Genomic DNA, 16,762 nt, shown 5'->3' on the forward strand with positions numbered 1-16,762 from the left:
CCGAACGTCAGGGGCAAAAGCGCTTGGTTACTTGGCGCTTCTCCAAGTGACCCGCCGTCAGGGCGGAACCCTAAGCCGCCGTTACCGCAGCAACGGATATGTACCCAAAGCCAACCCCAACCTCAAAACTTTCTAACGTAAACAGCATTAGCCGCTGGGTGCTATCAAGCAGACAAACAATTGTCAGACACCCGCCGAAAACCGGTCACGGCTGTTGGTCAGGTGCAGCCACATGGCGGCGCGCGCCGCGTCCGGGTCCTGACGCTTGATGGCGTTTAGAATCGCCTCATGTTCAAGATTCGCGAGCTGCCCCAGCTTGCTCAAATCCGCCGCACCACGCTCGGCCGCATTGACCCGGGTACGCGGAATCATCGCACTGCCCAAGTGCTGCATGATTTCAGTGAAGCACACGTTACCCGTGGCTTCGGCAATCAACAGGTGAAAACGCTTGTCAGCTTCAACACAGCTGTCGTTGTTAGCGAGCAGACTCTGATAGTCATCAAGCGCTTCGCGCATTTGCGCCAGTTGCTGATCGGTGCGACGCATCGCCGCCAGCGCCGCGGCCTGGGTTTCCAGGCCCATGCGCAACTCCAGAATGCTACGCACCCCGAGGGCCGTATCGACATTCAGTCGCAACCCCTGCTCCGGTGCGCGTTCCAGCACAAAGGTGCCAATACCGTGACGGGTTTCCACCAGGCCCGAGGCCTGCAACTTCGAGATTGCCTCACGCACCACGGTACGACTGACCCCGTGCTCCTGAACAATCGTGTTCTCCGACGGCAGCTTGTCCCCCGGCAGCATCTGGCCGAGCAAGATGCTCTGGGTCAGTTTGGCCACCAGGTCGTGAGCCAGATTGTGGGTGCGCTTGCGGGCAGGCGCGTCGAGGTCTTCTTGCATGGTGATCGTCCGATGGCGGGGCTATCGGAATCGTAGCACTGAGCCCCACTGGAATCTCAAGAAAAGCTCGCTCAACTTGTATGACAACACTCAAGAAAGGCCACATTTCAAAGTCAACAACAGGCCACCCCAAAGGAAAAAAATATAGATAACTGCGCCTATAGCGCTATTTCGTTGGATCTAAGCGCTTGCGCACCGAAAAAACCTAGTTGTATGATGTCTATCAACACGCAGCACCCTAGCCTCACCCCGCATAAAAATAATCAGTGGGAGAAAACCAAGTGACTAGATCCATATCCGGGATGCACGACGGCGCCGATTCGGTCCTGAAATCCGCCATCTCGAAAGTGAAACGCCATGTCCTGCCGCTCTTCGTCATCATGTTCATCGTCAATTACATTGACCGCGTGAACATCGGCTTCGTCCGCGCCCACATGGAGCAAGACCTGGGCATAGGCGCTGCCGCCTACGGCCTCGGTGCCGGTCTGTTCTTCATCGGTTACGCGCTGTTCGAAGTCCCCTCCAACATGCTTCTGCAAAAAGTCGGCGCACGCATCTGGCTGACCCGGATCATGCTGACCTGGGGCCTGGTAGCCGCCTGCATGGCCTTCATCCAGAACGAAACCCACTTCTACATCCTGCGATTCCTGCTCGGCGTGGCCGAAGCCGGGTTCTTTCCGGGGGTGATTTATTACTTCACCCGCTGGTTGCCAGGCGTTGAGCGCGGCAAGGCGATTGCCATCTTTCTCAGCGGTTCGGCCATCGCTTCGCTGATCTCCGGCCCGCTGTCCGGGTTGCTCCTGCAAGTCAGTGGATTTGGCCTGCACGGCTGGCAGTGGATGTATTTCATCGAGGGGATGTTTTCGGTCGGGCTGTGCGTGTTCGTCTGGTTCTGGCTCGACTCCAAACCCCATGACGCCAAATGGATGACCCGCGCCGAACAAGACGCTCTGGTCAAGGCCATCGATGACGAACAACTGGCCCGCGAAGCCGCGACGCCGATCAAACCGTCGTTGGGCACGCTGCTCAAGGATCGCCAGATCATCCTGTTCTGCCTGATCTACTTCTTTATCCAGCTGACCATTTATGCCGCAACCTTCTGGCTGCCGAGCATCATCAAGAAAATGGGTGACCTGAGCGACGTTCAGGTCGGGCTGTTCAACTCGATTCCGTGGTTATTGTCGATCGTCGGCATGTACGCCTTTGCCTCGCTGTCGGCCAAATGGAAGCACCAGCAAGCCTGGGTCGCTGCCGCACTGCTGATCGCCGCCGCCGGGATGTTCATGTCCACCACGGGCGGGCCGATCTTCGCGTTTGTCGCCATCTGCTTTGCTGCGCTGGGTTTCAAATCGGCGTCCTCACTGTTCTGGCCAATACCCCAGGCCTACCTGGATGCACGGATCGCTGCCGGTGTAATCGCGTTGATCAACTCGGTGGGCAACCTCGGCGGTTTCGTCGCCCCCACCACTTTCGGCCTGCTCGAAGAACACACCGGCTCGATTCAGGGCGGGCTGTACGGCTTGGCTGCCACGTCGATCATCGCGGCAATCATCGTCTTCGCCGCACGCAACAAACCCAAAACGGCGCCCGCCGTTGCGCTGGGCAAACCAACGCCCAACCACGCCTGAATCGCGATTTACAAGGACATGACAATGAACGCACAAGACACCGCAAAAGCCCCGATCATCACCAGCATGCAAGTGGTGCCGGTGGCCGGTCATGACGGCATGCTGCTCAACCTGAGCGGCGCCCACGGGCCGTTTTTCACCCGCAACATCGTGATCCTCAAGGACAACGCCGGCCACACCGGTGTCGGCGAAGTGCCGGGGGGCGAGCGTATTCGCCAAACGCTGGAAGATGCGCGCTCGCTGGTGGTTGGCAGCCCGATTGGTACGTACCAGAAGATCCTCAATCAGGTTCGCCAGACCTTCGCCGATCGCGATGCCGGCGGGCGTGGCCTGCAAACTTTCGACCTGCGCATCACCATTCACGCGGTCACCGGCCTTGAGGCCGCCCTGCTCGACTTGCTCGGCCAGCACCTCGACGTGCCGGTCGCCGCCCTGCTCGGCGAAGGCCAGCAGCGCGATGAAGTAAAGATGCTCGGGTATCTGTTTTATGTGGGCGATCGCAACCAGACCGACCTGGCTTATCGCAGCGAACCGGATGCCGACAACGACTGGTTCCGCGTGCGTCATGAGAAAGCCATGACCGCCGACGCGGTGGTGCGCCTGGCCGAAGCCGCGCACGCTCGCTACGGCTTCAAGGACTTCAAACTCAAGGGCGGCGTACTCAGCGGCGATGAAGAAATCGAAGCCGTCACCGCGCTGGCTGAACGCTTTCCCGAGGCGCGCATTACGCTCGATCCGAATGGCGCCTGGTCACTCAAGGAAGCCATTCGCCTGTGCCGCGACCAGCATCGCGTGCTCGCTTATGCCGAGGACCCGTGCGGCGCTGAAAACGGCTATTCGGGGCGCGAAGTCATGGCTGAGTTCCGCCGCGCCACTGGCCTTAAAACCGCGACAAACATGATCGCCACCGACTGGCGGGAAATGGGCCACGCGATCCAGTTGCAATCGGTGGACATCCCGTTGGCCGACCCGCACTTCTGGACGATGCAGGGCTCGGTGCGCGTGGCGCAGATGTGCCACGAATGGGGCCTGACCTGGGGCTCGCACTCCAACAACCACTTCGACATTTCCCTGGCAATGTTCACCCACGTCGCGGCGGCCGCGCCAGGTGAAATCACCGCCATCGACACACACTGGATCTGGCAGGACGGCCAGCGCCTGACCAAGGCACCGCTGCAAATCGTCGGCGGTTGCGTGCAGGTGCCGAAAAAACCGGGGCTGGGGGTTGAACTGGACCTGGACCAATTGGCCAAGGCCCATGAGTTGTACAAAGGCATGGGCCTGGGCGCGCGCGATGACAGCGTGGCCATGCAGTTTCTGATTCCAGGATGGAAGTTCGATAACAAGCGGCCGTGCCTGGTGCGCTAGACCCTCGCAGCACCGAAACCCCCCTGTGGGAGTGAGCCTGCTCGCGATGAGGCCATAACATTCAACATCATCGTTGACTGTTACACCGCCATCGCGAGCAGGCTCACTCCTACAGGGGCAATGGTATTCGTCAGTTCGTCCTGGCCGCTTGCTGCAGCCATTCCTTGAACGCCGTCATCGCCGCTGTTTCCGCCCGCGACTGCAAGCGGGTCAGCCAGTAGCTGCCGGTGGTGATGCCAATAGCGAACGGTTGCTCGATCGCCCCTGTCGCCAATTGCCGGGCAAACATCAGCGGCGGCGCCAAGGCCACACCTGCACCCTGTAGCGCGGCCTCCATCATGGCGAGCGAGGAGTCGAAGACGATGCTCCTGGGTGGTGGCGTATGCGGCGGCAACCCGGCAGCCAGAAACCACTCGGGCCACTCGTCCGTGCGATAGGAACGCAACAGCGTCTGCTTGAGTACGTCGACCGGCTCTCGCAACTGCTCGGCGATTTGCGCAACGCAAAGCACCGACAATGGCGCTTCCATCAGCTTTGACGCCTCGATCCCGTGCCACGCTCCGGCGCCAAATCGAATCGCGTAATCCAGCCCTTCAGCCGCCACGTCCACCCGGTTGTTGTGGGTCGACAGGCGCAAATCGATGAACGGATGTTTCGCCTGAAAATCCGCCAGTCGCGGCAACAGCCACCCCACCGCGAACGTCCCAACGGCGCCTACGGTGACCACTTCCCGAAAATGCCCGCCTTCGAAACACCCAAGGGTGTCGGCAATTCTGTCGAAAGACTCGCGCAGCACCGGCAGCAAAGTCTCCCCCTCACTGGTCAGCATCAAGCCACGGGGCAAGCGCTTGAACAGTGTCACGTTAAGCTGGGCCTCAAGGCTTTTGACTTGATGGCTCACTGCCGCGGGCGTGACGTAAAGCTCCACCGCCGCCCGGGTAAAACTCAAATGGCGCGCGGAAGCCTCGAAGGCGCGTAATGCATTCAGCGGCAGATGAGGTCGAATCATGCCTACTCCCAAATTTTTCTAATGGCTAACCCGAAATATCATCGTTTGTCGATTGCGGGTCGACTGCCTAGATTTACCCCGCCCGTTAACGGTACGGTGTTGCAAAACCGTTTGCAGTGCAGCGGTTAACGTCATGACAACTCATGGAGAGTGGTTCACATCATGCTCAAAATCAATCGACCAAGACTCGCGTCCTGCAGCGTTCTCACACTATTGCTGGGGGCCGGCCACTGTATCGCCGCGACTCAGTCCGACGCTCAACTCGATGCCTTGGTGAAAGCGGCCATCGGGCCCATCATGCAGCAACAGAATATCCCCGGGGTTTCGATCGCGATTACCCAGAACGGCCAGCAGCATTACTTTAACTACGGCGTGGCCTCGAAAGAGGACGGCAAACCGGTCAGCAAAGACACCCTGTTCGAAATCGGCTCGGTGAGCAAAACCTTCGCCACCACGCTGGTTGCCTACGCCCAGGTCAGCGGCAAACTGTCCTTGTCTGACCGGGCCAGCCAGATCTGGCCCGAGTTGCGCGGCAGCGCGTTCGACACCATCAGCGTGTTGCAACTCGGCACTTACACGGCTGGCGGACTGCCGCTGCAGTTCCCTGACGAAGCCGATCATCCAGACAAAATGCTCGCCTACTTCCAACAATGGAAACCTGTTTACGCCCCGGGCACCCACCGCCTGTATTCGAACCCCAGCCTTGGGCTGTCCGGTTATCTGGCGGCCAAAGGCATGGGCAAGCCGTACGATGAATTGATGGAAAAAACCTTGCTGCCGCAACTGGGGCTCAAGCACACCTTCCTCAACGTGCCGCAAGATCAAATGGGGCTTTACGCCCAGGGTTACAGTAAGGATGACAAACCGGTGCGGGTCAGCCCGGGGGCGCTGGATTCGCAGGCGTACGGGGTGAAAACCAGCGCTGCGGACTTGCTTCGTTATGTCGAAGCAAACCTGAAACCGGCGACGCTGGAAAAACCGTTGCAGCAAGCAATCGCCCTCACTCACAGCGGTTACTACACCGTGGGCGAGATGACTCAGGGCTTGGGTTGGGAGTTCTACCCCTATCCGGCCAGCCTCGATACTTTGCTCACCGGCAACTCGACGGAAATGGCGATGCAGGCGCAAGAAGTCCAGTGGCTGAACCCGCCGCAACCTGCGCAAGACACGGCATGGTTCAACAAGACAGGGTCTACGGGTGGTTTCGGCGCTTACATCGCGTTCGTGCCGTCGAAAGACATCGGTATCGTGATTCTGGCGAACAAAAATTACCCGAACCCGGAGCGCATCAGATTGGCGCACAAAATAGTGAGCGCCCTCACTGAGTAATCAAACGCGCCCCGCCCCATTTTTCGCGCAATAAAAATGGGCGACCCTTTAAGGTCGCCCATTGTTTGTAACGACGTCAGCTCAATGCCGAGTCGGCGAATGATCGTCAGGCGTCTCGTGTCCCGGATCAAGATTGTCCCGAGCCTGATTTACCAACAACTGCGCTATCCCCGCCAACTGCTGAATCGCTCCCAACATTGCCCGGTTCGAGCCGTCCAGCTTGTGGGCAAAATTCGCAATCACGGCATTCAGTGAAGCGAGTGTTTCGCTGGCCTGATGCAAGAGCGTGAGCGTGTCGACGCCAGGGGCAATCGTGAGAATCTGGTTGATCGGGACGGAACGCCTTGGCTTGCGCACACGAATGTTGGTGTCGCGCCCGCTCGTTTCGCCGAGCCGGACGAGCTTGAGGCGACTGGCGTCGGTGGGGCGTTGCACATCATTTTTGTCGAACTTCTTCATAGACGAGGCTCCTTTCTGGCCATTGGTGTTTTCGTCCCTGGATCCCTCAGTGTTGCGGACTCCCACGTCCGACCGCGATATGTGCGGTGGCTGACGAAGGCTAACGGCGCGTTCTGACAGAATCCAGTTCACGCATTCCGACAGGACTTGCAGGAAATTTCCGAGACCAATGAAACCAATACGCCTATGCGCGCGACACCCGGTTTTTTTGTAGTCACAGTGCAAAAATGGGCGACACGTCTTGCAGGAAATCTCTGATGCCTGTGAAGGCCATGAGATTGTCGACGAATGCGACAACGGTAAGGATGCGCTCAACAAGGCGTCCGGGTTCAAGCCGGACGCCATTGTGTTCAATCATCGGGCATTTCAGGCGGCTTGGTGGGTTTGCCCGGTTTACCCGGTTTTGTACCCTTGGCGCCCTTGGCAGCCGGCTCGGCTGCAACGGGGGTCGCGACCGCTGGCGCGGCGGCTTCTTTCTCGGCCGCTGGCAAGGCGTCGATGGTGTCGAAAATCTTCTTCAAATCGACCGATTTTGAGTCTTCCCCAGAGCTCTCGAACTTCTTCTCGCCGTCCTTGCCCACCAGGATGACTTTGGGCAACGCCCCCGCACCGAGCTTCAGCGAGCGGATCAGGGCCATGGTGTCCTGTTGACCGAGATCCTTGCCATCGAGCTGGCCGAACATGTTCAACACCGTGTACACCCTGATGTTGCGCTGGGCGACACCGTCCTTGTTGGCCGGATCGTTCAGCGACTTTTTCAGCCCTACCCACACCGGGTCGACGGTGCTGGGAGCAATGACAATCAATGCCCGGGACCTGCCCTTATCAATATCCAGAGGTGAGCCATCATCGGCGGCGAGCAAGGGGCCGGCTAAAGCCAGCAGTGTAGTCAGGACCAAAGACCTGATGAGCATGCGCATCTCCTTTTGATATCCACGCTCTAATGATCGCGCATCGCGGTGATCGTTCCGGGTGACGCACCGCAAATGTGTTTCGCCTTGACCCAAGCTTAGGTCAGGCCGGTCATTGCGCAACAGGCTGGGCTAATCTCATGGTTCAAGAAGACCCGCCTGAACCGCCGTGAGGACCACGCCATGAGCGCTCAGTTGAATCACACCATCGTCTGGTGTCGTGACAAACAGACCTCCGCAAACTATCTGACGGAAATGCTTGGGCTGCCCCGCGCGCAACCGTTCGGGCCGATGCTGATCGTCAAGCTCGACAATGGCGTGTCACTGGATTTCTACAACAACGACCCGCCGATCGCGTCCCAACACTACGCTTTTTTAATCGGCGACGAGGATTTCGATGCGGCGTTCGCACGCCTGCAAGCACGCCAGCAAACCTGGTGGGCGGATCCCGGCAAACAGCGACCAAACGAAATCAATGACTACGGCGGCGGGAGACGGGTGTATTTCGATGACCCGGACGGGCATCTGCTGGAGATTTTCACCCGTGAGTGATGTAAGCAGCCTTGCTCAAGTAAAACACTGCCGCACGCGCAGAAATTCCTCCAACTCCTTGATCGGCAGTGGCCGGCTGAAAAGATAGCCTTGCACCTGATCGCAACCGTTCGCGCGCAGGAATGCCAGTTGCTCAGGGGTCTCCACCCCTTCGGCGATCACTTGCAGATTGAGACTGTGCGCCAACTCAATGATCGTCCTGGCAATAGCGGCGTCTTGGGGGTGGCTGGTCACTTCACGGATGAAGGCGATATCGATCTTAAGTTTGTCGATCGGGAATCGTCGCAGGTACGCAAGGCTTGAATAGCCGGTGCCAAAATCGTCGATCGAGACCTTCACCCCCAGATTTTGCAGGGTCTGCAAACTGGCAATGGTGTGCGAGGTGTTTTCCATCAACGAACTTTCTGTCAGCTCGATTTCAAGCCAGTGCGGATCGATCCGATGGTCGATCAGCGCCTGCCGGATGCTGTCGATCAGATCACCTTCGATGATCTGCTGGCCGGAGACGTTGACCGCTACCTGGAGAGGCCCCTTCCCTGCGCTTCGCCATTCGGCGATTTGCTTGCACACACAGGTAATCACCCAATTGCCGACCTCGCTAATCAGCCCGAGGTTTTCCAGCATCGGCACGAACACCGCCGGAGAGACATTGGATTGCCCCGGACGTGGCCAGCGCAACAAGGCCTCCAGTCCGCACACCTGGCCGTCGACCAAGCCAATCTTGGGTTGGTAAAACAGCTCAAACGCCTGCTGTTGCACGGCCTCACGCAAGGCGATTTCCATCTCTTGCCGCGCCGATGCATCCACATTCATTTGTGCCGTGTAGAAACGAAAAGTGTCCCGACCGACCTTCTTCGCCTGGTGCATGGCGGTGTTCGCGTGTTTGATCAACCCGTGTGCGTCGTCCCCATCATTTGGGTACAGCGCTATGCCGATACTGGCGGTCATCGCCGTCGACTGCCCGTCGAGCAGAAAAGGCTCGCGCAGCGTCTCGCGTATGCGCTCGACAGTTTGCAGGGGATCTGCCTGGCCCTCGCGAATCATCAGGATCAACGCAAATTCGTCACCGTCCATGCGCCCCACTGTGTCGCTGACATTAAGGCAGTTGGTCAGTCGCTGCCCCAGCTCTGCCAGCATTTGATCACCCAACAGGTGGCCCCAGGTTTCGTTCACGCTACTGAAATCGTCCAGGTCGACGGTCACCACCGCCAGCTGCCAATGACTGAGCGACGCCTGGGTAAGGCCCATTTGCAACGTGGTGAAAAACAGGTTGCGATTGGGCAGCCCGGTCAACGTATCGTAATGGGCCATTTTCAGCATGCGCTGATCGGTTTCCTTACGCGCAGTGATGTCTCGCGCAATGCCGACGATGATCCAGTCATCCCCGGTTTTGTAAGCCTGGCGGTGAACTTCTACCGGAAGGAAACTGCCGTCCTTGCAGCGGATACGCGTTTCCGTGGCTTCGCTGGGGCCTCTGCCGGCGATGATCTGATCATATAAAGCCTCCAGCTGTTCGATGGAGTCTTCGCCGAGATCGGCCGGTGTCTTGCACAAGAGCTCTTGCGGGGTGTAGCCAAACACTTGGCAGGCATGTCGGTTGAACTCGATCAGACGCATGGTGCTGCGGTTGATCAGGAAGATAGCGTCACCCGACACGTCCATGGCCGAACGAAAACGTTCAAGGTCGATGGTGCGCTGTTGCAGTTGCTCTTCCAGCATCAGGCTGTGGTTTTTCAGGTAATCGCCAAAGGTCTTGAGCCTTAAGAGGTTGCGCACCCGCAGCCACAACTCGGCACTTTCCACGGGTTTACTGAGGAAATCTTCGGCGCCTGCTTCCAGGCCGGAAATACGCGCACTGTGCTCACCGAGAGCGGACAGCATGATGATCGGGATGTTTGACGTGGCCTTGTTCGTCTTGAGCTGGCGGGCAACTTCGAAACCGTCCATGCCCGGCATCATGATATCGAGCAGGATCAAGTCCGGCGGTTGTTGCGCGACCGCCAGAAGAGCTTCTTCGCCCGAGTGGGCTGTTAACGTCTGATACCCCTGATGCTGTAATAGCACCTGCAACAATTTGCAGACATGGGGTTCATCGTCAACGATCAATAAAGTAGCGCAAGTGTCCGACATGTAGAGAGCTCAAGTAGAGGGCTGTTGAGGCAGATTGTTTTGCAGCAACGTGTCGATGACCCGGTAGAGCTCTTTGTAGCGCAGAGGTTTGATGATGTAAGCGTTACACCCCGCCAGACGGGTTTTTTCTTCATCTTCTTTCATGGCCATGGCGGTGAGCGCAATTACCGGAATTGCTGCTGTCAGCGCATCGCTCTTGAGCAATGAGGTGGCCTTGAGGCCATCAATTCCCGGTAACTGGATGTCCATGAGAATCAGCGCCGGCTGAAGCTCGCGTGCCAGCTTCAGGCCGGTTTCTGCATCCGCCGCGCATATGACGCTGTGGCCGGCACTGGTGAGCAGCAGCCGGGCCAGGCGCATGTTGGCGGCGTTGTCTTCGACGATCAGGATTTCAGCCACGGCGCCTCCACATTGATTGAACGACGGATAGGCAACCACGCCACAAATCGGGCGCCTGCTCCTTCAAGACTGGCAACCGCGACACTGCCGCCATGGAGCTCGGTCAATTGCTTGACCATCGCCAACCCCAGGCCTGTGCCCTCGAATTTACGTGCCAGACTGCTGTCGATCTGGCTGAATGCCTTGAACAACTTGTCCATATTGCTCTGGGCGATACCAATGCCGGTATCGCTGACACTCAACTCCAGAAACTGCTCGAAACCGCTGTCCGGGATCGGGAAACCCTGCACGGGCCAATCCCCTTCGAGCGTCCCGACATGTGCACGCGTCACCTGGCGCACCGCCAATGTCACCACTCCTCCTGGCGCGCTGAATTTCACGGCATTGGCCAGCAGGTTGTAGATGATCTGTTTGGTCTTGCGCAAATCAAGTTCAAAGCTGCCGAATTCGGTATCGGCGTCGAGTTTCAACTGGATGCGTTGCAGTGCGGCTTTCTCACGCACGATCAGCAGGCTGTTGCTCAGCAAACCTTGGAGTTCAACGGGCTCCAGCTCCAGCTTCATCATCCCGGCTTCGACCTTGGACAGGTCAAGGATGTCATTGATCAGCGACAGCAAGTGTTGGCCGCTGTTGAAAATGTCGCCTATGTATTCGCGCTGGGTCTCGGTCATGTCTCCGACCATGCCGTCCCTGAGTGCTTCGGAAAAGCCGATGACGGCGTTCAACGGCGTGCGCAGTTCATGGGACATGGTGGCGAGGAACTCGGACTTCATGTGGCTGGCATGTTCGAGCTCGATATTCTTTTCTTCCAGCGTACGCTCGAAACGCTTGCGCTCAGTCACATCACGGGCAGCCGCGAACACACCTTGCAACTTGCGGTCACGGTCGTGAAAGGTCGCCGCGTTATAGGACACAACGGTTTCGGTGCCGTTGTAAGCGCGCACAGTGAGTTCGTAATCGCTGACTTTGTTTTCACTGAGCACGCGTTTGATTGCCGCATCGGCGCGCGCCGGATCGGTGAAAAAGTTTTTGCAGGGTGCGCCAATCAATTCGTCCCGGGTACGGCCGGTGAGCGCCATCATTTGTTTGTTGACGTCGGAAATGATGCCCTGCGGATCCGTCATCATCAGGGCATCGATGTTCGACTCGATCAACGAGCGCGTATAAAACTGCTGATCGCGCAAACGCTGATCCAGCAGGGCCTGGGCCGCTTCCTCCTGTTTGCGCGCGGTGTTATCGGTGCCGATCAGCAAGTAACCGATAATGGTTTCCGTGCTGTCGCGCAACGAGGTGACCGACACCATCGCCGAGAGGCGACTGCCGTCCTTGCGAATGTAGGTCAACTCATAAATATCTTCGATACCGCGGGAAGCCTTGAATACCAGTGCTTCGAAGCCTGGCGTGATCGGTGTCTTCAGTTCAAGGCTCAGGGCGGCTGCGCGGGTGATCAATTCGGCAGGGTCGGAGATATCGGCCGGCGTGATCCGGTTGACCACGTCTTCAGACTGATAACCGAGCATGCGCTCGGCGCCGACATTGAAGATTTGGATAACGCCTTTTTCGTCGGTGGCGATACTGGAAAAGTAGGCACTGTTAAAGATTGCGTCTTGAAGGGCGCCGGTCTTGAGCAAGGTTTTCTGCCGGCGAAACTCGACAATCTTCTCAGCGCGAGACAGAGGCTCGGGGTGCGGATGGTCTACTGGCGGCGTGTCCAATGATTCGTTTCCCGTTAACTCGCGAACCTGACCGTGATGACGGTGCCGTAAAGCGTGCTTACGGGAATCGCCCGAATGAGCGACCAGAGGTTTTTACACGATAGCAGAGGCTCTGCAGTGAGGGTAAGCCGGGAAGCTTTCGTTAGACTTTCAGACCATCAAGATTTGATGATGGGGTGCACACTAGAACGCCAGTTTGTAGCCGATCAGCAACAGCATCGTGGCCAGGCAAGGGCGCAGTATTTCATCGGAGATTCGACCCGTGAGGTGACTACCGATATAAATCCCCGGCAGCGAACCGAGCAACAAGAAGCCCAGCACGTGCCAATCCATGTTGCCCATGCTCGCATGGCCCAGACCGGCGACCAGGGTCAGCGGCACGGCATGTGCGATCTCCGTTCCGACGAGACGTCGGGTCGGCAGCAGTGGATAGAGGATGAACAGCGCAACGGTGCCCAAGGCGCCGGCGCCGATGGAGGTCAGCGCGACCATGGTGCCCAGGACCAGGCCGGTAACGACCGTCAGTGCATTGAGGCGCTTACCGCTGGGGTTGTAGTGGCCGCCTGCACGTTTGTGGGCGAAGTCGAGCAGGCGTTTCTTGAAGAGAATCGCCAACGCCGTGGCAAACAACACAAAGCCCAGCGCCTGCTTGATGACCGCGTTCATCGCCTCGGGCGATGTCTGCAATTGGCTGAGGAACCACAGCGTCAGCGCCACCGCAGGCACACTGCCGAGCGTCAGCCAGCCAGTAATCGCCCAGTCAATGTTGTTGTTTTTGCGATGAACCAGCACGCCGCTGGATTTGGTAATGGCCGCGTACAGCAGGTCCGTGCCCACCGCCGTCGCCGGATTGATCCCGAACCACAGCAGGATCGGGGTCATCAACGAACCGCCGCCCACGCCGGTCATGCCGACGATGAAGCCCACGACCAATCCTGCAATTACCAACCCGAAGTTAACGAAATCCATTAACACGCCCACAAAAAACGCATGAGAAATCTGGCCCGCAGCATAGCGATTTTTCTTATAACCAGTTATATCGATGCGAACTATCCTTATTCCACAACACACCATGTGTCATGTGTACTCAATTCCCTGTGGGAGCGGGCTTGCTCGCGAAAGCGGACTGTCAGCCAACATTTTTGTTGAGTGTTCGACCGCATTCGCGAGCAAGCCCGCTCCCACAAGGGAATCTGTTGTGTCAGTTAGTGCGGTGGGATTGATCTACTGCACCGGCAAGAAATTCAAGAACAGCAAACTCTGGGCGTAATTCAGGCCGATCCGTCGGTAGCGCTCGTCCAGCATCTGCGTCAGCAGGTCCAGCCGCGCGACGATCTTGCCGAATTCCACGGCAAAACTGAGGTTGCTGCCCTCTTCCGAAATTTCATTGGAAAACAGCAAGGGCTCGCCGTTTTTGTTTTGTCGATGGCTCAAGATCCAGGTGGCTTTCTCGATATTGCGTGCGGCGTTGTTGACGAACATCGGGTTGATCGCATCGGTCACGTAAAACTCGACACGGTTGCCATGAGCGGTGACCAGCATGCTGCCGATGGCGTAGATGAAAGCGCCGACCCGGTCGCCGAGAAATTCCGGGCTCATGGCATAACTCAGCGCCGCCAGGTCTTTCTTGCCGCCCAGGGTTGGCAGTGGCTGCTGTTGTTCAATGGCCAGGCGCACTTGCTTGCCAGCCGTTCTGGCATCGAGAAAGCCGGACTTTTTCAACTCATCAGGGTTGCGCAAATACAACTTGCTCATCAGCAAGTAGAGGCTGTCGAGGTTGTCGCGCATCGTCAGGGTCGCCATGCGGTCGACACTGGTCTGAAGAAACTCTTGGGGGGTGCCTTCGCGGAACTGAGTGACGATGTCCCTGCCCTGCTGCTGGCTGCAACCAGTGGCAAAGAGCATCGACAGGCCCGCCAGCAGCAGGCAATGACGACGGCTCAGTGAGGCAGAAAGGGCAAAAACCTGGGCCATGGGCAGTTGGACTTGGGCATTGGCCGATGGTGGGAATCACCGCAGGCTGGCCATGGATAGAGCCGTCAATGCGCAAAAAGTGCAGTGCCGATGGTCCATAAACGTTGGTTGCCGAGAGAACCCCCGCCTAATTAGTCATACTTTATAATTGCAACATAACGTATATCAGCTATAAATCCTTCCTTGCTTGGCATTGAAAATCGAAAATTAGTATTACTACTTTGCTAAAAATAACAAAAAGGAAGATCAACCATGTTGAAATCCCGTTACCCACTCTGCGGCCTCGGACTGTCCCTGATGATTGCCACCCTCTCCACCCAGGCTGCCGGCCTGTCCAGCGAACACAAAGCCTTCGGCAAGACCCGTGACGGCAGCCCCGTCGAGCAATACATTTTGCGCAACAGCCACGGCATGCAGGCCACGGTGATTACCTACGGCGGGATTTTGCAGTCGTTGAAGGTGCCGGACAAAAACGGCAAATTCGACGATGTGGTACTGGGGTTTGACGACGTTCAGGGCTATCAGGGCGGTACGGCGTACTTTGGTGCGACCATCGGGCGCTTTGGCAATCGCCTGGCCAATGGGGCCTTCGAACTGGACGGCAAGCGCTATCAGGTGCCGCTCAACGATGGCTCAAACTCGCTGCACGGCGGCCCGCAGGGTTTCGACAAGCACGTGTGGAAAGCCCAACCGAGCAAAGGCAAGGATTCGGTGGGCGTGACCCTGACGCATGTGTCGGCGGACGGAGAAATGGGTTTTCCCGGCACCCTCAAAACCGAGGTCACTTACAGCCTCACCGAGAACAATGAGCTGCGCATCGAGTACAAGGCCTCCACCGATAAACCAACGGTGCTGAACCTGACGAACCACAGCTACTTCAACCTCGCCGGTGCCGGCAACGGTGATGTACTCAAACAACTCGTGACCCTGCACGCGACCCATTACACACCGGTCAACGGCAAGCTGATTCCCACTGGCGAACTGGCCCCGGTCAGTGGCACGCCGATGGACTTCACCCAGCCAACCGCCATTGGCAAAAACATCAAGGCCGATCACCCGCAGTTGAAGTTCGCCGAACCGAAACAGGGTGGTTTCGATTTCAACTGGGCGCTGGACGCCAAGGGTGACGTCAGCCAACTCGCCGCCGATGTCAGGGATCCGCAATCGGGCCGCCGCTTGCAGCTTTACACCTCGGAACCGGGCGTGCAGTTCTACACCAGCAACTTCCTCGACGGCACGGTCAAGGGCAAGGCTGGCAAAGTCTATGCGCATTGGGGCGCGTTTACCCTGGAGACCCAGCATTACCCGGACTCGCCGAACCAGCCGAATTTCCCGTCCACACGACTCGACCCGGGCAAGGCCTATACCCAAAATACCGTGCTGAAATTTTCGGCCAACTGACCATCCCACGACACGCAATCCTGCCGCCGCCACAAGCCTGAGGGCACCGTGATCGATCGATCCCGGCCCGAAGGCTCGGCAGCGGCTGCCTGCGTTACGGAACCACTTGAGGATTTTGCTGCCAATCAAAGAGTATGCTTCGATTCAAAATAAGGAGATTTTCATGCGTACCCTCGAATTGGCCGGCGTCAACGTACCGGTCATCGGCCAAGGCACCTGGCGCATGGGAGAAGATCCCTCGCAACACACCAAGGAAGTCGCCGCTTTGCGCCTGGGCATCGAGTTGGGCATGACCCTGATCGATACCGCTGAAATGTACGCCGAAGGTGGCGCGGAAAAAGTGGTGGGTGAAGCCATCGAGGGAATGCGCGACAAGGTCTTCCTGGTCAGCAAGGTCTACCCGCACAACGCCAGCCGTAAAGGCATCCCGCAGGCCTGCGAACGCAGCTTGCGACGCTTGAATACCGACTATATCGATCTGTACCTGCTGCACTGGCGTGGCCAGTATCCGCTTGAGGAAACCGTCGACGCCTTCGAACGCCTGCGTGAAGAAGGCAAGATCGGTCGTTGGGGCGTGTCCAATTTCGACGTGGATGACCTTCAAGAGCTGGCCTCACCCGCCTGCGCGACCAATCAAGTGCTCTACAACCTGGAAGAGCGCGGTATCGAATTTGATCTGCTGCCCTGGTGCCAGCAGCATCATCAACCATTGATGGCCTACTGCCCTATCGGTCAGGGCGGGCAACTGCTGGCCCAGCCGACACTCAAACAGATTGCCGCCCGTCACGGGGTGAGCCCCGCCCAGGTTGCACTGGCATGGATACTGCGCACGCCTGATGTGATCGCCATCCCCAAAGCGGTCAGAACCGAACATGTGCAACTGAATGCGCAGGCCGCGCAACTGCGGCTCGAAGACGAGGACTTGAAGGCGCTGGACCAAGCGTTTCACGCGCCACAACGCAAACAGCGGTTGGCCATGGTCTAAGCCAT

The 16,762-nt window shown here is 58.0% G+C and carries 15 protein-coding genes; 6 read left to right on the forward strand and 9 right to left on the reverse strand.

Translation table 11 applies throughout. The features are described from left to right. Positions 1 to 183: 183 nt before the first annotated feature. A complete protein-coding gene (locus tag QRN31_RS28250; protein WP_285435977.1) occupies positions 184 to 897 on the reverse strand; it encodes a FadR/GntR family transcriptional regulator in 714 nt (237 codons plus the stop codon). A 281-nt stretch (positions 898 to 1,178) separates the two neighbouring features. On the opposite strand from QRN31_RS28250, the gene QRN31_RS28255 reads away from it, so the two are divergent. Further along, positions 1,179 to 2,525: an MFS transporter gene (locus tag QRN31_RS28255; protein ID WP_285435978.1), complete on the forward strand. Its 1,347-nt coding sequence runs from the start codon at positions 1,179 to 1,181 to the stop codon at positions 2,523 to 2,525. Positions 2,526 to 2,549: 24 nt separating this feature from the next. Then, a complete protein-coding gene (gene gudD / locus QRN31_RS28260; RefSeq protein WP_285435979.1) occupies positions 2,550 to 3,893 on the forward strand; it encodes a glucarate dehydratase in 1,344 nt (447 codons plus the stop codon). Between the two features lie 130 nt (positions 3,894 to 4,023). Here the strand turns inward: gudD and QRN31_RS28265 are convergent, their stop codons facing one another. Then, entirely contained in the window at positions 4,024 to 4,902 is an 879-nt protein-coding gene (locus QRN31_RS28265; RefSeq protein ID WP_285435980.1) for a LysR family transcriptional regulator, read from the reverse strand. A gap of 162 nt (positions 4,903 to 5,064) precedes the next feature. Here QRN31_RS28265 and ampC point away from each other — a divergent pair, with 162 nt between their 5' ends. Further along, complete coding sequence (gene ampC, locus QRN31_RS28270) at positions 5,065 to 6,231, forward strand: class C beta-lactamase (protein WP_285435981.1); 1,167 nt, start codon at positions 5,065 to 5,067, stop codon at positions 6,229 to 6,231. An 81-nt stretch (positions 6,232 to 6,312) separates the two neighbouring features. On the opposite strand, the gene QRN31_RS28275 is transcribed toward ampC, so the two are convergent. Next, a complete protein-coding gene (locus tag QRN31_RS28275) occupies positions 6,313 to 6,690 on the reverse strand; it encodes a DUF6124 family protein (RefSeq protein ID WP_285435982.1) in 378 nt (125 codons plus the stop codon). 350 nt (positions 6,691 to 7,040) lie between these two features. Further along, a complete protein-coding gene (locus tag QRN31_RS28280; protein ID WP_285435983.1) occupies positions 7,041 to 7,604 on the reverse strand; it encodes a DUF4174 domain-containing protein in 564 nt (187 codons plus the stop codon). Between the two features lie 180 nt (positions 7,605 to 7,784). Here QRN31_RS28280 and QRN31_RS28285 point away from each other — a divergent pair, with 180 nt between their 5' ends. After that, positions 7,785 to 8,153 carry a VOC family protein gene (locus QRN31_RS28285; RefSeq protein ID WP_222587722.1) on the forward strand — a complete coding sequence of 123 codons (369 nt, stop codon included), beginning with the start codon at positions 7,785 to 7,787 and terminating at the stop codon, positions 8,151 to 8,153. A 15-nt stretch (positions 8,154 to 8,168) separates the two neighbouring features. On the opposite strand, the gene QRN31_RS28290 is transcribed toward QRN31_RS28285, so the two are convergent. The 5 genes from QRN31_RS28290 to QRN31_RS28310 all read right to left on the reverse strand — a co-directional run bounded on the left by QRN31_RS28290 (position 8,169) and on the right by QRN31_RS28310 (position 14,371). Further along, on the reverse strand, positions 8,169 to 10,283 hold the full coding sequence (locus tag QRN31_RS28290) for a putative bifunctional diguanylate cyclase/phosphodiesterase (protein WP_285435984.1): 2,115 nt from the start codon (positions 10,281 to 10,283) through the stop codon (positions 8,169 to 8,171). Between the two features lie 9 nt (positions 10,284 to 10,292). Beyond that, positions 10,293 to 10,682 carry a response regulator gene (locus tag QRN31_RS28295; RefSeq protein WP_285435985.1) on the reverse strand — a complete coding sequence of 130 codons (390 nt, stop codon included), beginning with the start codon at positions 10,680 to 10,682 and terminating at the stop codon, positions 10,293 to 10,295. Next, the gene (locus QRN31_RS28300; RefSeq protein ID WP_285435986.1) at positions 10,667 to 12,397 is read right to left on the reverse strand and encodes a PAS domain-containing sensor histidine kinase; all 1,731 of its coding nucleotides are present in this window, start codon (positions 12,395 to 12,397) and stop codon (positions 10,667 to 10,669) included. Before QRN31_RS28300 ends, QRN31_RS28295 begins: the two co-directional genes overlap by 16 nt. A 183-nt stretch (positions 12,398 to 12,580) precedes the next feature. Continuing rightward, a complete protein-coding gene (locus tag QRN31_RS28305) occupies positions 12,581 to 13,366 on the reverse strand; it encodes a sulfite exporter TauE/SafE family protein (RefSeq protein WP_285435987.1) in 786 nt (261 codons plus the stop codon). Between the two features lie 255 nt (positions 13,367 to 13,621). Next, positions 13,622 to 14,371, reverse strand: a complete 750-nt coding sequence (locus QRN31_RS28310) for a hypothetical protein (RefSeq protein ID WP_285435988.1) — start codon at positions 14,369 to 14,371, stop codon at positions 13,622 to 13,624. Positions 14,372 to 14,623: 252 nt separating this feature from the next. Here QRN31_RS28310 and QRN31_RS28315 point away from each other — a divergent pair, with 252 nt between their 5' ends. Both QRN31_RS28315 and QRN31_RS28320 read left to right on the forward strand, forming a co-directional pair. Further along, positions 14,624 to 15,772, forward strand: coding sequence for an aldose epimerase family protein (locus QRN31_RS28315; protein WP_285435989.1), 1,149 nt, complete (start codon positions 14,624 to 14,626; stop codon positions 15,770 to 15,772). Positions 15,773 to 15,935: 163 nt separating this feature from the next. Next, positions 15,936 to 16,757: an aldo/keto reductase gene (locus tag QRN31_RS28320; protein ID WP_285435990.1), complete on the forward strand. Its 822-nt coding sequence runs from the start codon at positions 15,936 to 15,938 to the stop codon at positions 16,755 to 16,757. Positions 16,758 to 16,762: the final 5 nt, after the last annotated feature.

The sequence above is a fragment of the Pseudomonas sp. fls2-241-R2A-110 genome, from assembly GCF_030209165.1.
Lineage (GTDB): Bacteria > Pseudomonadota > Gammaproteobacteria > Pseudomonadales > Pseudomonadaceae > Aquipseudomonas.

Coding starts and splice junctions, on each gene's coding strand:
- gudD (WP_285435979.1), top strand. CDS start 2,550: ATGAACGCACAAGACACCGCAAAAGCCCCGATCATCACCAGCATGCAA.
- QRN31_RS28285 (WP_222587722.1), top strand. CDS start 7,785: ATGAGCGCTCAGTTGAATCACACCATCGTCTGGTGTCGTGACAAACAG.
- QRN31_RS28305 (WP_285435987.1), bottom strand. CDS start 13,366: ATGGATTTCGTTAACTTCGGGTTGGTAATTGCAGGATTGGTCGTGGGC.
- QRN31_RS28265 (WP_285435980.1), bottom strand. CDS start 4,902: ATGATTCGACCTCATCTGCCGCTGAATGCATTACGCGCCTTCGAGGCT.
- QRN31_RS28250 (WP_285435977.1), bottom strand. CDS start 897: ATGCAAGAAGACCTCGACGCGCCTGCCCGCAAGCGCACCCACAATCTG.
- QRN31_RS28310 (WP_285435988.1), bottom strand. CDS start 14,371: ATGGCCCAGGTTTTTGCCCTTTCTGCCTCACTGAGCCGTCGTCATTGC.
- QRN31_RS28320 (WP_285435990.1), top strand. CDS start 15,936: ATGCGTACCCTCGAATTGGCCGGCGTCAACGTACCGGTCATCGGCCAA.
- QRN31_RS28275 (WP_285435982.1), bottom strand. CDS start 6,690: ATGAAGAAGTTCGACAAAAATGATGTGCAACGCCCCACCGACGCCAGT.
- ampC (WP_285435981.1), top strand. CDS start 5,065: ATGCTCAAAATCAATCGACCAAGACTCGCGTCCTGCAGCGTTCTCACA.
- QRN31_RS28290 (WP_285435984.1), bottom strand. CDS start 10,283: ATGTCGGACACTTGCGCTACTTTATTGATCGTTGACGATGAACCCCAT.
- QRN31_RS28315 (WP_285435989.1), top strand. CDS start 14,624: ATGTTGAAATCCCGTTACCCACTCTGCGGCCTCGGACTGTCCCTGATG.
- QRN31_RS28280 (WP_285435983.1), bottom strand. CDS start 7,604: ATGCTCATCAGGTCTTTGGTCCTGACTACACTGCTGGCTTTAGCCGGC.